The following is a 21,001-nucleotide window of genomic DNA, read 5'->3' on the forward strand; positions in this document are numbered from 1 at the left end:
AAAGATGCAATTCTGCATCTTTTTCCACCACATTTAGCCTTTTTATGGAGTATCAGTAAAAAAGGTTGTATTTTCTCCTAGCAGCATTTCTTCGATAAACGGTCTATTCTCCTAAAAAAGGATGTATTTTCACAGCTCTCTGCTTATAGCGAGATGCTTAATGCAAAAGATCCTCATCGCCATAAAGGCACGAGGATCTTTTTACGCTATAGGCACTCACTGCAGCATATTCGCCAATTGCTCAAACGTCCGCTTTAGCAGCTCCTTCGGAATCTGTGCAAAAGCATCGCCAATACTCACCTCGAACGAACAGCCCCCTTCGCTCGACTCTCGCAGATAATGGATCAACCCCACATCTGTCTCCGCGTATAACGCGACCAGGATGGGCTCTAGCTTCTCTTTCGGCACCGAGATGTGAACGTGGAACATATTCGTAACCGGCACCAGTGGCAAGGTAGCCACGTGCTCACAGCTATTGTACAGCGAAGCAAGCTCTACCGCTTCCTTGTAGTATTGACCCATTTTGGGCTCACGTTGCTTGAAATAGTAACTCGCACTGAGATAATACGGATAGAGACTAATCAAATCGCCGCCATGACGCCTTTTCCATACCTTCGATCTCGCCGTAAATACCTCATCACCTGCCAGAATCGCACCTGCAACACCGCCAATTCCTTTGTAGAACGAGATGTACACACTATCAAAAAGCGCACACAGTTCTGCCGCTGACTTCTGATAATACGGAAGCACCTCGTATAATCTAGCACCATCCAGGTGCAGCTTAATTCTGTTAGCTCGGCAATGCGCCGAAATGGCCTCAAGTTCTTCATAAAGTGGCAGCACACCACCTATTTCTCGCTGTGGCAGCTCAATTAAGAGACACGCGATCTCACTGTTCAGCGCCAAAATCTCTTCCAAGCGAATCAGTCGATCTTTCTCGCCAAGTAACAGCGATTCAATCTGATGCAGCTCCTTTAAGCCATCTTCTTCATGGATTTCCAAATGACTTAACGGATGATACGCGACCTTGCGTTTCCCCTTCTCGTCACACCAAATGCGCAAGGCAATTTGCTGTGCCATGGTTCCGCTAGGAAAGAAGACAGCTTTCTCTTTGCCCAGATATGCGGCCATTTCCGCTTGAAAGCTCTCTATACTTTCGCCAGTTCCATAAATGTCACTTTCGAGCTTGTCATCGAACTCATTTAAAGCCTCTTTCAAAACTTGAATGTTCTTGCGGCCGTGCCCACCCACTGGATAGGAGGCTTGGCGAAACGCTGCAACTAAGGGGGTTACTGTGCTCAATTGATCGTACTCCTTTGTTTTTGCCCTAGGCATAGAGATCTTGATGTCATTTGAATTATAATAAAGTTGTGATGAAATCCCTTTGTGAAGGAGCATTCCCATGAATGAAATCCTAATTGGTTCTAAAGATCAGTTTACTGCAATCCCGTCCGAAGTGAAAGTCAATGGGAAGCGATTCTTCCTTACAGAAGCGGATGGTGTTTACACACTGCTATCCAGTCGTTGCCCCCACGCCGGCTATGCCGTAGAGCTTGAGTTTGGCGAGCTCGAATGTCCTTTACATGGCTGGACCTTTGAAGTGCATACAGGCCGATGCCATAATGTCCCTAATGCAAGACTTCAACCCTATGAGGTCATCGAAAAAGAAGGCAATTTATTCGCTCTGATGGACATATCCTAGCTGTATAGTTTACCAATGGGCAAGCTATACTATGGGCTGTTATTATCCATTTCTCTTGAACAGCTTAGGAGGCGGCATGTCCACAAATGCAACAAATCCATCAAAAAATCGCAGCACGATGACCTGGTGGCAGCTTTCGCTGCTCGGCGTCGCCTGTACGCTAGGAACTGGCTATTTTCTCGGAGCTGGAATCGGCCTAACCATGGGCGGCGCTTCAATGCTTTTTATGTTCATTTTGGCTGCGGCAGGTACTTATTTCGTGCTCGATGCTTTGATTCAAATGACAGGCAACAATCCACAACAAGGCTCCTTTCGGACATATGCCAAGTTAGCATTCGGCCGTTGGGCCGGGTTTAGCTGCGGCTGGATTTACTGGGGCTCACAGTTAATGATTATGGGAAGTCAATTAGCCGCGCTATCCCTGTTTACACGATTCTGGTTTCCTACTATTCCGATGTGGCTGTTTGCATTGATCTATGCGAGTCTTGGTGTAGGTGTCATCCTGCTTGGGGCCGAAGCTTTTGAACGATCCGAGCACATCTTTGCACTCATTAAAGTATCTGCGCTTCTCATGTTTCTGCTCCTTGCAGGAGCTGCGGTTCTGGGATGGATTTCAGGCGGACTTCATCCCCTCTCCTTTCCGATAAACAGGGACACCTTTGTACCATCAGGGCTCAAAGGTACTTGGTCCTGCTTCATCTATGCCTTCTACGCATTCGGTGGCACGGAAATGATGGGGCTTTTCGCGCTGCGTCTGGGCAAATCGAGTGAAGCTCATAAAGCGGGCTCCATTATGATCCTTCTTTTAGCTATCCTCTATATCGTCTCCCTCTTCTTCGTTTTAACCCTGCTGCCCTTACACGCTCTCCATGACAAAAAAAGTCCCTTTCAGGTTAGCTTGGAAAGCTACCCGCTGCCCTATGTACCGCATGTGTTCAATGCTATTCTCATTATCGCTGCCTTCTCAACGATGGTGGCTTCCTTGTTCGCCGTTACATCCATCCTCGTTGCCCTTGCCAAAGATCATGACGCCCCATTCCTATTCACCCGTACCACGGGAAAAAGGCAAATTCCTTATCCTGCTCTTGGCTTTACTTCAGGTGGTATGGCTGCTGCAGTTGTTCTTTCGCTGCTTCTACCAGAGGAGTTGTACACGGTGATGTCCACCGCAGCTGGTCTTACCTTACTCTTCATCTGGTTGATGATCTTACTTTCCTCTGGACGTTTGCTAACACGTACGACTTCAAATGTAATTAAACGTTGGGCAGGCATACTGCTCATTCTAAGTGCCATTACGGGAGCCGCTTTTCACCCGACAACACGTCCAGGCTTCTTCGTTAGCTTGATTTTCATCTTCATAATCGCTGCCATCACGTATGCTGTACATTTTACATGGCCGAAACTCGCGAAAAAAAGGTATTGACATTAACGCTACGTAAAGCTTTACAGTTAAGGTGTCAGGAGGTGAGCAGATGGAATATACGGTGCAGCACTTGGGAAAGTTGGCTGGCATCAGCACCCGTACACTGCGCTATTATGATGAGATTGAACTTCTTATGCCGGCAAGAATCAACTCATCGGGATATCGCATTTATGGGCAAGCAGAAGTAGATCGACTGCAGCAGATTTTATTTTATCGAGAGTTAGGCGTTCCTCTTGAGCAGATCAAAGAAATCATAACATCGCCTAGCTTTGACGGAACCCGTGCACTGAAAGACCATCGGGAGCAGCTTCTCGACAAACGAAAGCAATTAGACATTCTTATTGCGAATGTGGAACACACTATTGCTTCGAAAGAAGGGAGAATAACCATGTCAAATGATCAGAAATTCGAAGGCTTCAAACAAAAGCTAATTGATAATAATGAGAAACAATACGGAAAAGAAATTCGCGAGAAATATGGCGATGAGCAAGTGAATAGAAGCAATCAAAAATTAAAGAATATGACGCAAGAACAGCATGACGAGGTTACTCGTCTGGCAGAAGAAGTAGCCGAAACATTAGCTGAAGCCTTCAAGCTAGGTGATCCAGCTAGCGCGCTAGCACAAAAAGCAGCCGATCTGCACAAACAATGGCTTATGTTCTATTGGAGTGAATATAGTAAAGAAGCACATGCAGGACTTGCCCAAATGTACGTGGATGATGAGCGCTTCAAGGCTTACTATGATGTGAAGCAACCGGGCACTGCTGAGTTTCTTCGAGATGCGATCCACATCTATACAGGGGGACACTAGCACGTTTTCTATGATTTCGTGCAAACATCCAATTCTTTTACAAGAAACTGAATATAGTATAATTACCAGCCGCCAGCCACAACCTTTGTGTCACCATTCTCATAATGCAAAAAGAAGCCCTAGACTCTCTCCATAAGAGTTTAAGGCTTCTTTTGTATATCAAATCGATTTAACCGCTAATACTTCGCCGCTTGGTCTAACAAGTGATTTCGTTTGCCATACGCGGCTACGCCAACGTAGATACATCAGCAAGCCTCTCACCCACTCATCAACTGTAAAGGCAATCCATACGCCGAGAAGACCCATTTCTTGATGAATCCCGAGGTAGTAGGCTAAAGGAACGGCAATCCCCCACATGGAGACAACACCCATCATCACAGGGAATCTAGCATCACCAGCCGCGCGCAAGGAATTAATAACAACCAAGTTAAAAGTTCTACCAGGTTCCAAAATAATTGAAAGAAGTAGAATCGTTGAACCCATAGCAATAATATCGGGATTATCGGTAAATAGTCCGAGCAGTTCTTTACGGAAAATCGACGTAATGCCCACAATAACGAATGTTAGGACAAAGGTAAACTTCAGACTTCGGAGCAATTTATGATACGCAGCTTGAAATGCACCTGCACCTACCATGTGCCCTATAATAATCTCCGTTCCCATGCCAATCGCCATGCCCAGGGCCATGAAATAATTGGTCACATTCATGACGTACACATGCGCACTTAACGCCGTTGCCCCAATAATATTAATAAAGCTGAAAATCATCAAATACTGGGACTGCCAAGAAATATGTTCCCCTGCCGAAGGTAAACCAATACTAAGTATTTGTTTGACAATTTTAGACTTGAAAGTCACGTAATGCTTTAGTAGAATCGGCACCTGCAAGCGACGGTACAAGATCACCACAAGTACAATGAGTCCCAGAAGTCGACTTACTACCGTAGATACTGCAGCACCCGTTACTCCCCATTCAGGGAAGCCCAGATTACCGAATATCAAGAGACTGTTACCCACAATGTGAATCACATTAACGCCTAACGTCACGAACATAACATCTCTCGTCTGACCATTAGAGCGAAGAACAGAAGAAATCGCATATGACAAGGCTTCAATCCAAATAAAAGCCGAGATGATAGTCAAATACTTTTTCGCAATCGCGATTTGTGTAGGCTCCAAATTCATCACATGCATCAAAGGTTCGCCAAACACCACTAACGCAATGCTCACGATAATACCAAAAATCAAATTAATGGTAATGGCCAAAGCGGAAATCCGGCTAGCTTCCTTCACTTTCCCTGCGCCCAGATGCTGTGCAACAGCTACACTCGTCCCAATGCCCACAAAACCGAACATCAAAATACAGAAAACGATGATTTCATTCGCCAAACCTACGGCTCCCGTTACTTCATCCGATATTCGGCTTAACATGAAGACATCCGCAGTACCTAACATCATTCGTAATACAGAATCAATAAAAATCGGCCAAGTGACTGCGAATAGACGAAGTTTTTGCCATGATGCCGTTGAATCTATGTCTTTCATTCGTATTCACCTCAAGTAATCGCAAATGCAATTAGCATAGAATACGAAAGCGATTGCAGTCAAATGATAATTATTTACACTCTGACTAACTCTTTCACGCGGGGCGCTTTCTTGCGAGAGTTAGTCGATTTATCCGACTAACTTCCCTCTAAACGATTACTTACGATGCAGCAAAGCAACAGCCTTTTCAGTAATCATAAATTTATGACATCTCATAGAACCTCCGCCAATTGCATAGACCAGTTGTTTGGATTCCAACTCTCGCATAACTTTGCGGCAAGCTTCTCTCTTTAGTTGAAGCCACCTACAAACATCCGTCAATAGAAAAGGTTTATTAGTGAGCAAAGCGAATCTCAAAACTTCCCGCTCATATACAGGAAGCTGGTTCAATCTTGCACCTTCTATATTTCCGATACGGCCTATCAATTCGTATAAGTTTCTTTGGCAGAAACTCGGTTTTTTCTCTAGCTCATCTCGACTATATGGAAAGTAAGTGTACCCAAGTGTCGCAACTGAACGTGCTCGCGCCCTCTCAAAAGAAAATCGGTCTCTCGTGATTTACTCGGCGTGAGTGACGAAGCTCTCATCCTCGAACACGATCCGCAGCAAGGGGTGAAATACGTCACCAAATATTTTCGCCCCTGTCAAACTCAACATTTCAAATTCAAGCACCAAACCATCGAGAGTCCCCAATACGGGTAACAGCACACCCTCCAATAGTTTCTTTGTTCCGGTCAAGTCCCTACCCAACATCTCAAGCCGTTGCCCACTTGCACGTTGCACTTGTTCCTTCCAAAAGATTGAATATTCCTTCTCAAACATGTAATCGCCTCCTTAAAAAATAAAAACGCCGCTAGCTCCAAAAAAAGAGCTAACGGCGTGTGCTTCACGCGTGAAAAATGATATTTTAACGATATCAAAATTATGACTTCATTGCAAAATAAATCTCAATCGTTATATTTTCAAAGTTCTTACTACCCTACCATTTACTTAACTTCGACCCAAGCCCCTTGCTTATCTGCCGATGCCATCTCAGCGACAGCAATTTCGATCGTTTCACGTGTACTTCCAGGCGTTGCCGTTGTGACCGACTCTCCAGCAAGAAGCGTCTCCGCGAAATATTTCAGCTCCAAATAGTACCCCATCTCGGGGGAGAGCTCCGGTGTGAATCCAGGTCCATCATTCAAATTCACTTTCAAGCCGCTCGCATTGAAAATAAGATTAGCTTTCTCGAAGTTGACGCGGTACACCATTTCGAAACCGTACTCGCCTTCTAACGTCCAATCAGCTTGCGCATTGATAACTTTACCATCCCCGTACAAATAATTCGTAGACACGACATCGTAGCCGCTGCCAGGAACCACATTACGTGCCAAACAGGAAACGGATTCCGGTTTGCCAAACAACCAGTTGACCATATCGATATCATGAACATGCATATCGAGCAAAGCTCCGCCGCTCTTCTCTTTATCGATTAGCCACGGTCCCCAAGTCGGTGTTGCGCCGCCACGGTAGAAATATCCGCTCGTCACTTTACCGTATGTCCCGTTCTCAACAGCTTCTTTCAAATACACATAAGCTGGCCAGAAGCGTAAACATTGTCCAATCATCAATTGCTTACCATTCGCTTCAGCGGCTGCGATCATCTCTGCACACTCTTGCGGATTGGATGCCATCGGCTTCTCGCACAGCACATGAAGACCTTTATTCAGACATTCAATTGTAATATCTCGGTGCAAATACGTCGGAAGCGCCAAATCTACGAAATCCAATTGTTCCTTCTCGATCATCTCGGACACACTTGTGTATTTCGCATAGAGATTGAAATCGATCGCGGAATCACCTGTCGCAATATTTCCTGCAACTGCGTTGCCTTCAAGCTTCACGGGATCGATATCGCATAATGCTACAACTTTAATCGCAAGACCTTCTGCTTCGAGTCGTACGTAATTCTCCAAATGTGTTCTTCCCATGAACCCTAATCCAACTAGTCCAATTCTTAACATGATTACTTCCTCCCCAGAATAGCATCCATGGCACCGGATGTGTTGTAGACAATTTGCTCGCCGAAGTGCGTATAGCCTGGAATCATCTCAGCAATAACATAATCTTCATATCCAATGGTTTGAAGGGTTTTCATAACTTCTGGATAATTCACATCACCAGCAAGTAAATCTACAAAACCATGCAAACCGCCAGCTGCGCGGCGATAATCTTTGAAATGCACTTTTTTAATACGATGGCTCAAAATTGAAATCCAATGCTCCGGGTAACCGGAGAAGATGACATTCCCCACATCAAAATAAGCGCCTACATAAGGAGAATTTACTTTATCAATGAAATCACGCATTTCCAGCGGAGATAGTAAAAATTTGTTCCATACATTCTCAATCCCAATCGAAATCTTCAAGGACTCAGCAACCTGCGAAAGCTCTTGAAACGCTTCCAGGGAGTAGTCATAAGCTTGATCATAAGGGACCACTTCAGAATCAGGGATAAAATCAACGCCTACCGCACCTGGGACAACGAGGATCGTGTCTACACCAAGTACCGCGGCATGTTCAAGTTGCTTCTTCACGATGTCTTTCGCTTTTTGACGCGTTTGAGGCGCACTGCTTGTCAACGAATACGACCAGAATAGGCCTGTAGCTAAGCTGCTTATCTCAATACCTGTTTCGTTGGCATGCTGGCGGTACGCACGAACTTCACTTTCTGTGCTTTCCAAGCTAAGTTCACCTGTTTCGTTCAAAGCTAACTCAATGCCGTCAAAACCGGCTTTTTTCGCAGTCGTAATGCAATCTTTTACGCTCATGGAGCCTGGAAATGACCAAATATTAATCCCTTTTTTCATTATGAAATCCCCTCCGCTTCTTTTCTTTATTATAAAAGAGGGCTGTCACATTTGATTTATCATTTAAGCCGAAATATTTGCACTTTAGCTAAAATGAATGTGGTAAAATAGGCTGTAATCGGGAAGAAAATCGCCTAGAGAGGACGGACAGCATGGATTTCCCACGGATCTACTTACAGGAATCACTTTCGATTGAAGCACTTATTTCCTTCCACTATTTTGAATATGCCAAAGGGTTTGTATTCGATGGTGAGCAACATGACTTCTGGGAAATTCTCTACGTGGACAAAGGTGAAGTCGAGGTGCGTGCGGATGATGTCATCCATACCCTCGTGCAGGGCAACATGATTTTCCATAAGCCAGAGGAGTTTCATACTGTTCATGTCAGGCATGAACATAAGCCGCCTAATCTCATTGTTATCGCTTTTGCTTGCCCTTCAGAGGCCATGTATAAGCTGGCAAATAAAGTCGTATCCCTAGGAGATCGTGAGCGCAATATGCTTTCGATCATCACACAAGAAGGATTTCATGCCTTTCTTCCTCCATTCGACTCTCCATCTGTTCATCTGCTTGAGAGAAATACTGGCGCGCCCTTCGCAAGTGAACAGCTGATCAAAGCTTATCTCGAAGTGCTGCTCATCACCCTCATTCGTAAGCATGACGCAGGGGCAAGCCTGAAAGAAGCTCAGAAATTAAAGCAATCCTCGCTGCACAAGGAAAAAGATGAGCAAAGGCTCGTCGGGCAAATACTCGATTATTTCAGGGATCATCTTGCCGATTCCTTTACGTTAGATGACCTGTGCCAAGCCTTCCATCTTGGTAAAAGCCGCATGAAGGAGCTTTTCCAATCCCAGAAGGGGATGGGCGTCATGGAAGCGTTCAAATCGCTCAAGATCGAACAAGCCAAAACCTATATGCGCGAAGGTACTTACAATATCACCGAAATTGCAAGCTTGCTTGGCTATACGAGCATTCATTATTTTTCGCGAGACTTTAAAAAGACTCTCGGTATGTCACCTACCGATTATGCGAAATCAGTAAAGGCTAGGGTTCATCAATAGAAAGAATAAAGGGCAGTCCCTCCGTAGATGAATTCTACTAGAGAGACTGCCCTTCGTCATGAAACAATTATTTGATTGTTTTGAGCAAGCGTTTCGCTGTACCGTTCTGCGTTTCAATGGTTTCGTACACATTGATGGTGAATGGATAGCTGAATTGCTCAGATGAGAAATTCGATACATCCATGGTTTGTACGCCACTCACTAATTTGTTAGGCCCTGCGAAGGAAGCATCCTTGGCACCAACGACTCGTCCTGCTGGATCGACAATTTCAAATCTTAGTTTGGAGAAGTTGTTGTCAACAACGACATCTTCCTGCTGTGTAATGCTCAAATCCATTCTCAGTTTATACGTGTAAGTCAATTGTGCCGTCGTTTGCATACTCGTTGAGATATCGTTAATTTTCAAGTCAAACGGATACATGGAAATAGGAGCATCCGTAGTTTCCTTTTGAGGTTCCGTTGTCAAAGCGGCAATCGTTTGTGTATACGGTGCTGCAGTCTGACCATCTAATATTTTCAAAGTGAAACTTTCACCATCCTCAGACTGAGGAATTATATAAGAATAGCTGACAACATAACTTAAGCCAGGATTCATTAAGTTTGTCACGTTTGTTTGACGTGTACCTTGATACGTAACACCTTGCTTATTCGTTAATTCCGATAGGAACGGTGGCGTAACGACTGGCGATGTGCTCGTGTTCGTTAATTTGAACTTCGCTACGGCTGTCTTATACCCCTCACCTGGATTCTCATGTAGATGAAGCTCCATCAAAGACGCTTGCATAAACTTACTAATTGATTTCGCAGCAGCATTGAAAGGAATGGGTTGACCGATCGAATACGTTGCTGCCGCCGGACTTCCATCCACTGGCCAATTGATACCCACTTTAGCTGTTGCTAGCTCCGTAGGTTGTCCTCCCTCTTTCGGGACAAATGTATCTGTCGAAAGCACGACCAAATTCGTAAGTGTCACACCATTCTCAACAGGGATCGCATAATGGATTAACGTATTCTCACCTGGGCTCACATCAACTGGAGCTGTTTCCGTACGTTTGCCCTCGTAATTCTTCGTTTCAGACTGCGCATCGATTCTGAAAGCAGGAACGGTTTCACGACCCGCTCCAGAATTGTTCACAAGCACTGTAACCACCGCTACGCGGCCTGTTTGCGTGTTCTGAATCGATGCTTCAACAGGCGCATACGTAAGCCCTGAATTCACACCAGGAATAATGAAAGCTCCGCCCCATTGTGTGTTCGTGATGCTTTCAAGCGCCGCGCTGCCAATACCGCCATACCATACTTGGTTGGTTGGCATTGAAAGAAGCGTAGTCTCTACCTTTGGATAGGCATATAAATCAACATTCACGAAGGAAATCCCTTCAATCTTGCCAATTTCCTTGGAATCAATAGATGCAAAATAAACAAGTTCTGCAATTTCTTTTGGTTGCAAGGAAGCTTTATTGCTTGCGCTCGGTTTCAGCGTGTAGGAAATCCCGCTCGCCGTTTGCACGCGAAGCTCATGCTCCGGTACACGATTCAAGGTTGTACCACCGTTGTACAAGCGGACAGTCACCGCAACCTGTGAACCGGTCGCTGTCGGTGTTTCTGCTACGCTTTTGACAGCGGCACGAATATCATTCGTCAAACCATAATTCACAGAAGGTGCGGCTACTACTGCGGCAGGAGGCTCCGCTGCCCATGCGGCGGTACCTCCTTGAACGATCATTGCTCCGAGCATAATAGCGGTTATGCTGGTCTTCCATGGTCTCTTTTTCATCTATACAATCTCCTTCATTATGAATTTCAGTGATGTTACTTTGCTGCTGGTGTTGTTGTTGGTTGAGTTGATGCGGCCGGAGCGTTCACCTTTTGACCGTCTTTCAACGTGTTCTGTCCACTGATAACCAGTTGGTCGCCTTCTTTCACGCCTTCCAGTACTTCTTGGAATTCACCATTGATACGTCCAAGCTTCACTTTCCGTTTCATAAATTGGTCACCCTGCTGAACGAATACGAAGGTATCGGATTCTTCACGAATGATGCTAAGTGTAGGCACGACAGCCACTTTCTCTTCCGTCTCAGTGGTCAATTGGACTTGATAACGAACGCCTGGTTGAATCGTACGATCAGGATTCGGTACTTCCAATTCCAGTGTATATGTTTTGGAGGCAGCGCTCATGATTGGTGCTAAGTAGCTAATCTTAGCAGTGCCTTTCTTATCAGGCGTATTCGGGTTGTAGTACACGAGCTCCTTCTTGTTTTTCACAAGCTGGTAGTTCGTTTCAGCTAGCTCTGTTTTTATTTTGATTGGATCGACCTGCTGAATTTGACCAACCTTTCCTGCTTGTGCGGATGCCGTTTGACCAACAACGATATTGAAATCCGTCAGAATACCGTCGCCTGGCGCCTTCACTTCATAATTTTCTAAAGAGCGAGTCGCATCCTCCAAGTTCAGAGTCGCGGATTCTGCTTGCGTCTGGATCGAAGAGATAGAATCGGTATGATCGAAAGCAGATAGCTTGCTTTGTGCAGCATCTAAGCTCATTTGAGCATTGTCCAGCGCTTGTTTGACTTGATCTACTTGGCGTTGCACAGCACTACCTGCATCAAAATCATTTCTAATTTTGTTGTAATCCTGCTGCGCATTCTTCAGCGCAGTTTCGGTACGCTCAACATTATCAGCAAGATCCTTGCGAGTGTTCACTTTGTTGTCTCTTGCTTGCTGTAACGAATCCTGTGCACTCTTCACTTGAAGCTCACTTTTGCGCTTATTAGATAACGCATCTTTATTATCAATAACGAACAGGACATCGCCTTTCGTCACATATTCACCGCGTTTCTTCAAAACCTCGGTAACTTCACCATTCGCTTTCGCCATCACATCGAGCGTCGTTCCGGCAACAACATCTGCCACCTGTTCAATCGGATTACTGATCTTTTGAAGCTTGATCGCTTCTGTTTTGACTGGTTTAGGCGTTAATTGTACGGTTGCCGCATCCTTACCTCCTGGTACAGAGCAGGCTGTCGCCAACACTGTCGCTGCGGTTAACAGCGTGATGACCCCCATCCAGCGATATTTGCTATGCCCTTTTCGTGAACCTTCGTTAATCATCGATGTGCCTCCTTATACCTCTAACGAACTCGTTGTCATTTTTTCTTTACCTTTTTTCCGATTAAACATGTTGCTGATGCGGTTTTTCATACTTTCAATCAACTCGTAAATAATAGGTACAACGACTAGCGTCAGGAGTGTCGAAGTAATCAATCCACCGATAACAACAACCCCTAGACCTTTACCGATCAATCCGCCTTCTGCTGAAATTCCAAGTGCCAACGGCACTAACGCCATAATAGTTGCACCGGCGGTCATAATAATAGGTCGAAGTCTGACTTTCCCTGCTTCAATCAAGGCATGACGTACGGTATAACCTTCTTCGCGCAGCTGTTGTGCACGGTCGATCAATACGATCGCATTCGTAACGACGATACCGATCAACATGAGGAACCCGATCATCGACGTTACCGTCAATGGCTCTCGTGCAATGACGAGACCTAAGAGTCCGCCAATAACAGCTAGAGGAAGTGAGAACAGAATCGCAAATGGTGCACTTGCATTCCCGAACGCTAACACCATGATTAAGTAAACTACGAAAATAGCTGCAGCCATCGCTACGAACAACTGAGTAAAGCTTTCGTTAACATCTTCAGATACACCTGTAACGTGCGGTATAACACCCTCTGGCAGCTCAAGCTCCTTCAGAGCTGTACCTAACTTCGCACTTACTGCTGTTTTATTGTCTGAATTAATTTTGGCTGAAACTTTCACGAGCTGCGACTGATTTTCCCTAGCCAAGGAGGCAGCGCCTTTCGTTTCATTGATTTTCGCGACTTCTTTCAAAAGAATGGTTGAGCCATTCTGAGCCGTTAACGGAATATTGCCCAGTTTCTCCAGGGAATCTCTGTCCGTTTTTTCCAATGAAACTGTTGTTGTATAAACAATATTATCGAACTTCATATCGCCCAGATTCTGCTTTGAAATCCATGTGCGTGCCGCATCTCGAACGGATGCTGCGCTTAAGCCATAGGCTCTAGCTTTTTTCTGATCAACGGCAATTTCAATTTCTGTTTTGGCATCACTCAAATTATCTTCAACTTCAGCAAGCTCAGGGAAAGTGTTCAATTTCTCCTTCACCATGCTAGCCGCTTTTTCTAGTTGAAGCTGATCATCCCCTTGGAGTGTGTAAGCGAAGTCTGTACTTGATACCCCGAAATCACCTTCCATGGACTTAGGTTCAACTTCAGAACCAGCCGGTAACTCTGACAAAATATAAGCTTTCATTTGTTCCTGTACTTTTACGGGATCCACATTTTCATTAACTTCAAGGAAAATCTGAGACGCGTAAGGGACACGGTCATCATCACTGCCTGCGTATCCTACTAGAGCTTCTACAAATTTAAATACGGGCTCGCCTTTGGAATCCTTCAGGTCTAACAAGGTAGTTTCAATTTCTTTTGTTTTGCTATCTGTTGCATCAAATGATGTGGAATAAGGCATTTTTAATTGGAAGTACATGATATGTGATGCCGCTGAAGCAGGTAAAAATGCTACCGATAAGAACGGTATCGTTCCAGCCATCGTCCCAATAAGCATGACTAAGGCAACTAATAACGTTTTAATTTTATTTTTCAAGCTCCACGTGAGCACTTTTTCATAAAACATCGTTAACTTCGTTGGCGCAGATTCATCATGCTGAACCTTGCCCGGTTTACTGCGCAACACAAGTAATTTCGAAAGCATCGGAATAACGGTTAAAGCTACAATTAAGGATGAAAGAAGTGCACAAGCGATTGTTAGAGCGAAAGGTCGGAAGAATCCACCTACAACCCCTGTTACCAAAGCAAGTGGAGCGAATACCCCTACAGTAGCCAAGGTAGATGACGTAATCGCCATCGATACTTGTTTGGTTGCTAAAGCAATAACGGACTCTTTGCGTTCCTGCGCTTTTTCCAAGGAAGCATAAATGTTCTCAATAACGACAATCGAGTCATCGACAACCCGTCCGACCGCGATAAATATACCGCCAAGCGTCATCGTATTGAGTGTAAGATCTAACGTCGACATTAATAATAATGTGATCAAAATGGACAGCGGAATCGAGACAAGTACGATGAGTGTCATACGTACATTCCGTAAGAATACTAGAATCATTAAGGAAGCAAGGACTGCTCCTACAATTCCTTCACGGACAAGTCCAGAGATCGACTCTTTGATTTGATCAGCACTGTCGAAGGTACTTTTAAACGCAATGTTCGGTATCGTTGTTTTCCATTCCGTAATGTTCTTCTCAATTTCATCGGAGAATTCAACCGCGTTGGCACTGCCAGCTTTATATAAAATCATACCAATCGCTGGTTTGCCATCGAGACGTCCATTGAAATCTGATTCCGTAATGGATTTAACTTTGGAGACTTGATCCAAGGTAACAATAGTACCCGTTGGAGTTGTAATCTCCACCTTTTGGAGGTCAAACAAACTGGACAAATTGCCCGTAACACGGGTCATTTTGCTATTTCCATCGATTTCAACAGCACCGATCGGAGTTTTCGTCGCGGCGGTATTAATGGCATTGCTCACCATACCTGGTGATAAACCATATACGTCTAGTGCTGATGCATCCAGCTCAATATCGAGCGAGGTGTCTCTGGCACCGATAATGTCCATATGGTCGATCCCTTTAATACCTTCAAGACCTGGTTTAATCGTATCTTTGAACGTTTTATCAAGCTCCGTTTGGCTGACACCCTCGTTCGCATAGGCGACTAAATAATTCGAAGGGAAGGATGCTGCACCGAAGGTAGATGCCTTTGGCGCACCAGCGGTAGCTGGCAAGGAGACTGTTGACAAAGCGTCCTGTACAGCTTGCTTCTTTTTGTCGATATCGACATTTTGTTTGAAGAATACAATAACCATCGAGAAATTATCACTTGAAGTCGATTGCATGGAATCTAAATCTTCTAGATTCGCCAGCTTCTTCTCAATGGGGACGGTAATTTCATCCATTACGTCCTTTGGAGCGCCCGTGTAGGTCGTTGTAACGGCCACAACAGGGAAGGAAACGTTAGGCATGTTCTCTTCCTTCAGCTGTGTTGCTGAATACAAGCCGCCTACAAAAAGCATGATCATGATGATGAATAACGCGGAAACGTTTTTCATCGAAAAATGTGTGAGTCGATTCATTCCTGTACTCCCCTCAACTAATGATTGTGAAATTAAAGATACAGGTTCAATATGAACTCAATATGAACAAAGTAAAAAAACTTGGTGAACATTACCAAGTTTTCACAGTTAACTCTTTTTAGTTGGTGAATGAGTCGTCGGTAAAACAATAAGAAATAATGTGCTTTTGCCTTCCTCGCTTTGAACCTCAATCGTTCCATCATGCATATCAATGATTTTACGAACAATGGCAAGCCCCAGACCGCTGCCACTATCACGCTGCCTTGCCTGATCCACCTTATAGAACCGGTCGAAAATCCGCCCCTGTTCCTCTTCCGGAATGCCCATTCCGTTATCCTGAATCCAGATCTGAACCCTGTCTCGCAAGGGAACCAGCTTGATATAAATATGTCCACCTGTAGGCGTGAATTTGATCGCATTGCCTATCACATTCATCCATACTTGGCTTAATTGATCCGCATCCGCAAATATTTTCACACGCGGTAAGGCTAGATCCATATCTAGTTCTTTTGCAGACCATTGCGGTTCATAGAAAACAACAATCCTCCGAAGCTGCTCATCCAGATCATAAATGGAGGGATGGAAGGGATGATGCTCCGACTCTAAGGAGGCGAGCTTCAGTAAATTTTCACTTAGTCGAGACAGTCGTTCACTCTCACGTTCAATGATCTCCAAGTATTTGATCCGATCATGATCAGCGATATCAGACTCCCGTAATGCTTTAGAAAAGCCGCGAATCGATGTTAACGGCGATTGAATCTCATGGGATACATTCGAAACGAAATCTTGCCGCATCTGCTCCAGCTGCTTGAGCTCTCCAGCCATATGATTGAAGCTTTCCGCGAGCATACCCAATTCGTCTTTGTTATTTACGTTGACATTGACATTAAAATTGCCTCGAGCCAGCTTCTCTGTGGCTATAGTCAGTTTTTTCAAGGGATTAACTAAATAACGCGAAGCAATGAGTATGAGAAGGCTCCCAACAGCCAAAACAATGGTAAGAACAGATACGATCAAGGTCTGGAGTTGTCTGCGTGCAGCATCTGTGATGTTCGTATGTATGAATAACGCGTAACTCTGATCGCCTACGATCAGCGGCACGCCAACTTTAATGCCGTTAATCCCGCGTAATGGTGCAGAGAAATCCAAGCTTTTATATATATGTCCTTTTAAAACGTCAGCAACCTCAGAAGATTGAATGCGCGGCTTCCCATTGACAGTAGGAATATCCCCAAACGAGTCACCCTTGGCGTCAAATAGCGTGAACAAATAATTTTCGTTTAATCGATTGCTCCCCGTTACAAAAGAATACAGGTTCTTCGGCTGCACTTCATTGCTTAACGTGACAATTTGTCGTCCAACGGCTAACATCTCGGATTGAAATTGCGTCGAAATCATATTCGTAAAAAAATACATGGCCAACGGAAAAGCGACTAGAACACTGAGGACTACAATTGCTAAAAAGGTTACAACCACGCGCAAATATAACGATTTGATCATGCCTTCACCTCAAGCCTGTACCCTAAGCCGCGTATCGTTGTAATTTGAAAACCATCCGAGTAGGGCTCAAAGCGTTCACGCAAACGTTTGATGTGGACATCAACCGTGCGATCGTCGCCTTCGTAATCCATCCCCCAAATTTGCTCAATCAGCTGCGTACGCGTGAAAATTTGCCCTGTATGACTTGCAAACTTATAGAGAAGCTCAAATTCCTTCAATGGCAGTGTAATGCGCTGATCCTGGTAGCGAACCTCATAGGTTGTACGATCAATGGTCATCCCGCCAATGAGAATGACTTGAGAAGAATGAATGCGATATCGCTTCAACAGTGCTTTGACTCTCATCACTAACTCTACGGGATCAAAAGGCTTTACTAAGTAATCGTCGGTGCCGAGCTGGAAGCCCTTCACCTTATGAACAGACTCACTCTTCGCCGTCACCATCAGTAAGGGCAGCTCTGGGTAATGAGACCTCAGTTCGCGGCACAGCTCCCAGCCGTCCATCAGAGGCATCATAACATCCAATACGACTAAGTCAGCAGGCAACGTATCCATGAGGCTTAGCGCCTCTTGGCCATTGCTAGCTTGCACAACCGTTAGGCCTTCCCCTGCCAAATAAACGCGAATGAGCTCTCGAATATCTGCGTCATCATCAACAACCATAATACGAGTCATGCTTGTTCCGCCTTTCTTACACCCTACAGTTAGGTCAGATAAACGATAGGATCCTTAGAGCCCGCTTCTTCAAAACCTTTCAACCGCAATCGGCAGCTGTCGCATTCGCCGCAAGCTTCTGCTTTTCCATTGTAGCAAGACGTTGTCAGTTCATAAGGTACGCCGATTTTCAATCCTTCTTCCACGATCTTCGCTTTCGTCCAAGAAATCAAAGGCGTTTCAATTGTAATGCCCTTTCCTTCCACTCCAACCTTGGTAGCCAATGCGATTACCTCTTCTACCTTATGGATAAATTCAGGACGACAATCCGGGTATCCGCTGTAATCTAAAGCATTAACACCAATATAAATGGCCTGAGAGCCTGTCACTTCTGCATACGACGTGGCAATAGAGAGAAATAAGAGATTCCGTCCCGGTACGTAAGTCACTGGAATTTCTTCAGTCTCAGGAGCACTCGTCACATTGGGAACTTCAATCGCATCGTCTGTCAATGCACTGCCGCCGAAATCACGCAGGAAATCCAGCTTGATGATTTTATGACGCGCTGCAACACCGTAATGCTCAGCAACTAGCTTGGCATTCTCAATTTCAATCTTATGACGCTGTCCATAGTCAAAAGAAATCGGAAACAAGTCATAGCCTGCCTCCTTCGCTAATCCCATACATGTCGTACTATCTAAACCGCCGCTAAGAATAATAACGGCTCTTTTGTTATTTTCACTCATACTTCGCACCTCATTTATAAAATTAGAAAATGGCATTGTACACATGGCGTACAATGCCTTCAAGGCTAGACGCCTCGCATCGCTGGGTCCCAAATAATTTTGTGAAGCTGCATATTCAACTTCACCTTCGATAGTCCTTCAGCTAGCATCAAGTCAACCAGCTTACGCGGCGGCATCGTTTCCCACACGGGACTGAACATAGGCAGCGCCTTGGTCGGATACTTCTGTAGTACATCGACTGCCGTCTGGAAATCGAGATCGCTGCCGATCACGAACTTCAATTCATCCTGCTCGCGCAGCAGCTCGAAGTTGCTGTAGATCATCTGATCCATTTCACCTGAATCAGGCAGCTTGAAGTCCATCACGTAACGAACCTTTGGTGATGTGACTTGGGCTACGAATGGCGCTAAGTCAATCGCGCCGTTCGTTTCGATGTGCAGGTCATCGACCTGCTCGAGTTCGGCGAGCGCTTCGATCAGTGCAAGCGATTTGTTGCCGTACAGAAGCGGCTCGCCGCCTGTTAGGCAAATATGCCGGGAGCGGAACGTCTGAACTTTGCTGATAATCTCAGCAATGGTCATAACGTTCTCCGCTTCCGCCGGAGGGTAGCTGTACGTGGTATCACACCATGTGCAGCGCAGGTTGCAACCAAAAAGACGGACGAAGATCGTCGGGAACCCTGCACGGGTTCCCTCCCCTTCAACCGTCTCGAAGATCTCGACCATGGGAATGCGGATATCACGCATTACAGATCCTCCTCCATCATCGAGCGAGTGATGGCTGCATAGCTAGTCGGCGTTTCCCAGAGGCGAATCTCGTCCAATGAAATAGCTGGATACAGCTTCTCATCCAGCAGTGCCTGGTGAATTTCTTCATAGATCCAAACCACCATATTCTCAGCCGTGGTATTCATCGGCGGCAGCACATCGTTCAAATACCGGTGATCCAAGCGATCAATCACACGTTCTTTCGCTATACGTTTAATATCTCCAAAATCAATTGCGATTCCTCGGCTATCTACTTTTCCCCGCATAATCACTTGCAGCTTATAAGTATGGCCATGTAGACTTTTACATTTTCCCTCATAACAATGCAGATGATGCGCACTATCAAACGTAAACTCTTTGGAAATCAAAACGGATTTATGGTGATATTTCAATTGGTTCTCTTGGATGTCACGCCCCAACTCTTGCACATTTCTTGGGATTTCATAGCTCATTATTATCACCTCATCTATTCAAAAAAAACAGTACTCTACATTATATCATAAATAGACAGTTTGTCACCTTACTAGGATGGCATGGAAGAATTTCGCTCTTTCTTTTGCATCCAGTCTAGGTGTCCGCGGATTTCTTGCATCCGTTCATTCTCATCACGCAAGTCTGCTTCAATTAAAGCAGTTAACCGCTCAATTTGTCCAACTACAGAATCAGGAAGCTCGACTTCTTCGAGTGATTTTACAATATAGAGTAAGCATTGCAGAGTTTCGTCCATTAGACTCTTCTTTTTCCCTGTCAACACGACTTCGCTCAAAAAAACAAGGTGATTCAACTCTTTTTGCGTTAATTTCAAGAGGACTGCCCCTTTCTTTTTCCATTATCCAACATTTTACGACAACGGGAAAGACTCTCTTGACAATACGAACTATAACATTTAAGATTACAGTAAATTGTTACCGTGTTGTATACAGTTAGCAGTTTGACTTCCAAACACTAACGCATACGATTTTGGCAGCTGATCAACTATATATAGAAATCATTCATATCCTTGGAGGGATCCTTAATGAGCACACAAGTACAAAATGAAGTTTTAAAAGTTATTGAAGATCGTCATTCCGTTAAACAATACCAAGCTGGGCACACAATGCCACAAGCTGATCTTGAGCAAATTCTAACTTCCGCATCCCTAGCACCTTCTGCTTGGAATCTTCAACATTGGAAACTTCTTGTCATCGACGACCAAGCTCAAAAAGAGAAATTACTTCCAATCGCTTATGGTCAAAAGCAAATCGTGGAAAGCTCCGTTGTTATCGCTGTTCTTGGTGATCTTGAAGCGAACAAAAACGCGCAAGCTGTTTTCGGTCCTGCTGTAGCTGGAGGCTTCCTTCCACAAGCTGTGATGGATACACTCGTTGCACAAATTGAAGGTGCCTACCAATACCCACAAGTTGCTCGTGATGAAGCTATTCGTAACGGCTCCTTGGCTGCTATGAACTTGATGCTTGCTGCTAAAGCGCTTGGCTATGACACTTGCCCAATGGGTGGTTATGATGCTGCTAAATTCGTTGAAGCCTTCAATGTTCCAGCACGTTATGTACCTGTTATGTTGATCTCTGTTGGTCTAGCTGCTACTCCAGCACGTTCTGCAGGCCGTTTCTCCCTTGATCAAATCACAGTTTCTAACACGTTCTAATCTTATAAAATCAATGAAAAGGCATGACTCTCATGTTAGGATGAGAGATCATGCCTTTTT

General features: G+C 44.8%; 19 protein-coding genes. 5 read left to right on the forward strand and 14 right to left on the reverse strand.

The annotated features are described in order from the left end of the window. Positions 1 to 216 precede the first annotated feature (216 nt). Entirely contained in the window at positions 217 to 1,302 is a 1,086-nt protein-coding gene (locus tag AC58QT_RS17665; protein WP_497410173.1) for a threonine aldolase family protein, read from the reverse strand. A 100-nt stretch (positions 1,303 to 1,402) separates the two neighbouring features. Between AC58QT_RS17665 and AC58QT_RS17670 the strand changes: the two genes are divergently transcribed. The 3 genes from AC58QT_RS17670 (at position 1,403) to AC58QT_RS17680 (ending at position 3,936) form a co-directional block, all read left to right on the forward strand. Next, positions 1,403 to 1,702: a Rieske (2Fe-2S) protein gene (locus tag AC58QT_RS17670; protein WP_497283046.1), complete on the forward strand. Its 300-nt coding sequence runs from the start codon at positions 1,403 to 1,405 to the stop codon at positions 1,700 to 1,702. 76 nt (positions 1,703 to 1,778) lie between these two features. Next, the gene (locus tag AC58QT_RS17675) at positions 1,779 to 3,125 is read left to right on the forward strand and encodes an amino acid permease (protein ID WP_497410174.1); all 1,347 of its coding nucleotides are present in this window, start codon (positions 1,779 to 1,781) and stop codon (positions 3,123 to 3,125) included. A 49-nt stretch (positions 3,126 to 3,174) separates the two neighbouring features. Beyond that, positions 3,175 to 3,936 carry a MerR family transcriptional regulator gene (locus tag AC58QT_RS17680; RefSeq protein ID WP_497410175.1) on the forward strand — a complete coding sequence of 254 codons (762 nt, stop codon included), beginning with the start codon at positions 3,175 to 3,177 and terminating at the stop codon, positions 3,934 to 3,936. Between the two features lie 159 nt (positions 3,937 to 4,095). Here the strand turns inward: AC58QT_RS17680 and AC58QT_RS17685 are convergent, their stop codons facing one another. From AC58QT_RS17685 to AC58QT_RS17700, 4 genes are all read right to left on the reverse strand, one after another. Then, positions 4,096 to 5,481, reverse strand: coding sequence for an MATE family efflux transporter (locus tag AC58QT_RS17685; RefSeq protein ID WP_497410176.1), 1,386 nt, complete (start codon positions 5,479 to 5,481; stop codon positions 4,096 to 4,098). 558 nt (positions 5,482 to 6,039) lie between these two features. After that, positions 6,040 to 6,303 (reverse strand): hypothetical protein, encoded by a 264-nt coding sequence (locus AC58QT_RS17690; RefSeq protein ID WP_497410177.1) that lies wholly within the window; start codon positions 6,301 to 6,303, stop codon positions 6,040 to 6,042. A 164-nt stretch (positions 6,304 to 6,467) separates the two neighbouring features. Next, entirely contained in the window at positions 6,468 to 7,487 is a 1,020-nt protein-coding gene (locus AC58QT_RS17695) for a Gfo/Idh/MocA family protein (RefSeq protein WP_497410178.1), read from the reverse strand. Between the two features lie 2 nt (positions 7,488 to 7,489). Then, positions 7,490 to 8,332, reverse strand: coding sequence for a sugar phosphate isomerase/epimerase family protein (locus AC58QT_RS17700; protein ID WP_497410179.1), 843 nt, complete (start codon positions 8,330 to 8,332; stop codon positions 7,490 to 7,492). 152 nt (positions 8,333 to 8,484) lie between these two features. Between AC58QT_RS17700 and AC58QT_RS17705 the strand changes: the two genes are divergently transcribed. Beyond that, positions 8,485 to 9,393, forward strand: a complete 909-nt coding sequence (locus tag AC58QT_RS17705) for a helix-turn-helix domain-containing protein (protein WP_497410180.1) — start codon at positions 8,485 to 8,487, stop codon at positions 9,391 to 9,393. Positions 9,394 to 9,460: 67 nt separating this feature from the next. On the opposite strand, the gene AC58QT_RS17710 is transcribed toward AC58QT_RS17705, so the two are convergent. The 9 genes from AC58QT_RS17710 to AC58QT_RS17750 all read right to left on the reverse strand — a co-directional run bounded on the left by AC58QT_RS17710 (position 9,461) and on the right by AC58QT_RS17750 (position 20,101). Then, a complete protein-coding gene (locus tag AC58QT_RS17710) occupies positions 9,461 to 11,170 on the reverse strand; it encodes a hypothetical protein (RefSeq protein WP_497410181.1) in 1,710 nt (569 codons plus the stop codon). Positions 11,171 to 11,205: 35 nt separating this feature from the next. Then, positions 11,206 to 12,504, reverse strand: coding sequence for an efflux RND transporter periplasmic adaptor subunit (locus AC58QT_RS17715; protein WP_497410182.1), 1,299 nt, complete (start codon positions 12,502 to 12,504; stop codon positions 11,206 to 11,208). 12 nt (positions 12,505 to 12,516) lie between these two features. After that, positions 12,517 to 15,630 carry an efflux RND transporter permease subunit gene (locus tag AC58QT_RS17720; protein ID WP_497410183.1) on the reverse strand — a complete coding sequence of 1,038 codons (3,114 nt, stop codon included), beginning with the start codon at positions 15,628 to 15,630 and terminating at the stop codon, positions 12,517 to 12,519. Between the two features lie 108 nt (positions 15,631 to 15,738). Beyond that, on the reverse strand, positions 15,739 to 17,130 hold the full coding sequence (locus AC58QT_RS17725) for a sensor histidine kinase (protein WP_497410184.1): 1,392 nt from the start codon (positions 17,128 to 17,130) through the stop codon (positions 15,739 to 15,741). Next, positions 17,127 to 17,804: a response regulator transcription factor gene (locus tag AC58QT_RS17730; RefSeq protein WP_497410185.1), complete on the reverse strand. Its 678-nt coding sequence runs from the start codon at positions 17,802 to 17,804 to the stop codon at positions 17,127 to 17,129. The genes AC58QT_RS17725 and AC58QT_RS17730 overlap by 4 nt, the downstream gene beginning before the upstream one ends. Before the next feature lie 29 nt (positions 17,805 to 17,833). Continuing rightward, positions 17,834 to 18,529 (reverse strand): 7-cyano-7-deazaguanine synthase QueC, encoded by a 696-nt coding sequence (queC, locus tag AC58QT_RS17735; protein ID WP_497410186.1) that lies wholly within the window; start codon positions 18,527 to 18,529, stop codon positions 17,834 to 17,836. Positions 18,530 to 18,594: 65 nt separating this feature from the next. Next, the gene (locus AC58QT_RS17740) at positions 18,595 to 19,275 is read right to left on the reverse strand and encodes a 7-carboxy-7-deazaguanine synthase QueE (RefSeq protein ID WP_497410187.1); all 681 of its coding nucleotides are present in this window, start codon (positions 19,273 to 19,275) and stop codon (positions 18,595 to 18,597) included. Beyond that, positions 19,275 to 19,748, reverse strand: coding sequence for a 6-carboxytetrahydropterin synthase QueD (gene queD, locus AC58QT_RS17745; protein ID WP_497410188.1), 474 nt, complete (start codon positions 19,746 to 19,748; stop codon positions 19,275 to 19,277). Before queD ends, AC58QT_RS17740 begins: the two co-directional genes overlap by 1 nt. Positions 19,749 to 19,819: 71 nt before the next feature. Continuing rightward, entirely contained in the window at positions 19,820 to 20,101 is a 282-nt protein-coding gene (locus tag AC58QT_RS17750) for a hypothetical protein (protein ID WP_310222541.1), read from the reverse strand. Between the two features lie 210 nt (positions 20,102 to 20,311). Between AC58QT_RS17750 and AC58QT_RS17755 the strand changes: the two genes are divergently transcribed. Beyond that, the gene (locus AC58QT_RS17755; protein WP_497410189.1) at positions 20,312 to 20,941 is read left to right on the forward strand and encodes a nitroreductase family protein; all 630 of its coding nucleotides are present in this window, start codon (positions 20,312 to 20,314) and stop codon (positions 20,939 to 20,941) included. Positions 20,942 to 21,001: the final 60 nt, after the last annotated feature.

This window comes from Paenibacillus sp. J31R109, from assembly GCF_059692055.1.

Coding starts and splice junctions, on each gene's coding strand:
- AC58QT_RS17755 (WP_497410189.1), top strand. CDS start 20,312: ATGAGCACACAAGTACAAAATGAAGTTTTAAAAGTTATTGAAGATCGT.
- queD (WP_497410188.1), bottom strand. CDS start 19,748: ATGAGCTATGAAATCCCAAGAAATGTGCAAGAGTTGGGGCGTGACATC.
- AC58QT_RS17700 (WP_497410179.1), bottom strand. CDS start 8,332: ATGAAAAAAGGGATTAATATTTGGTCATTTCCAGGCTCCATGAGCGTA.
- queC (WP_497410186.1), bottom strand. CDS start 18,529: ATGAGTGAAAATAACAAAAGAGCCGTTATTATTCTTAGCGGCGGTTTA.
- AC58QT_RS17670 (WP_497283046.1), top strand. CDS start 1,403: ATGAATGAAATCCTAATTGGTTCTAAAGATCAGTTTACTGCAATCCCG.
- AC58QT_RS17690 (WP_497410177.1), bottom strand. CDS start 6,303: ATGTTTGAGAAGGAATATTCAATCTTTTGGAAGGAACAAGTGCAACGT.
- AC58QT_RS17710 (WP_497410181.1), bottom strand. CDS start 11,170: ATGAAAAAGAGACCATGGAAGACCAGCATAACCGCTATTATGCTCGGA.
- AC58QT_RS17705 (WP_497410180.1), top strand. CDS start 8,485: ATGGATTTCCCACGGATCTACTTACAGGAATCACTTTCGATTGAAGCA.
- AC58QT_RS17695 (WP_497410178.1), bottom strand. CDS start 7,487: ATGTTAAGAATTGGACTAGTTGGATTAGGGTTCATGGGAAGAACACAT.
- AC58QT_RS17740 (WP_497410187.1), bottom strand. CDS start 19,275: ATGCGTGATATCCGCATTCCCATGGTCGAGATCTTCGAGACGGTTGAA.
- AC58QT_RS17675 (WP_497410174.1), top strand. CDS start 1,779: ATGTCCACAAATGCAACAAATCCATCAAAAAATCGCAGCACGATGACC.
- AC58QT_RS17685 (WP_497410176.1), bottom strand. CDS start 5,481: ATGAAAGACATAGATTCAACGGCATCATGGCAAAAACTTCGTCTATTC.
- AC58QT_RS17725 (WP_497410184.1), bottom strand. CDS start 17,130: ATGATCAAATCGTTATATTTGCGCGTGGTTGTAACCTTTTTAGCAATT.
- AC58QT_RS17680 (WP_497410175.1), top strand. CDS start 3,175: ATGGAATATACGGTGCAGCACTTGGGAAAGTTGGCTGGCATCAGCACC.
- AC58QT_RS17730 (WP_497410185.1), bottom strand. CDS start 17,804: ATGACTCGTATTATGGTTGTTGATGATGACGCAGATATTCGAGAGCTC.
- AC58QT_RS17720 (WP_497410183.1), bottom strand. CDS start 15,630: ATGAATCGACTCACACATTTTTCGATGAAAAACGTTTCCGCGTTATTC.
- AC58QT_RS17715 (WP_497410182.1), bottom strand. CDS start 12,504: ATGATTAACGAAGGTTCACGAAAAGGGCATAGCAAATATCGCTGGATG.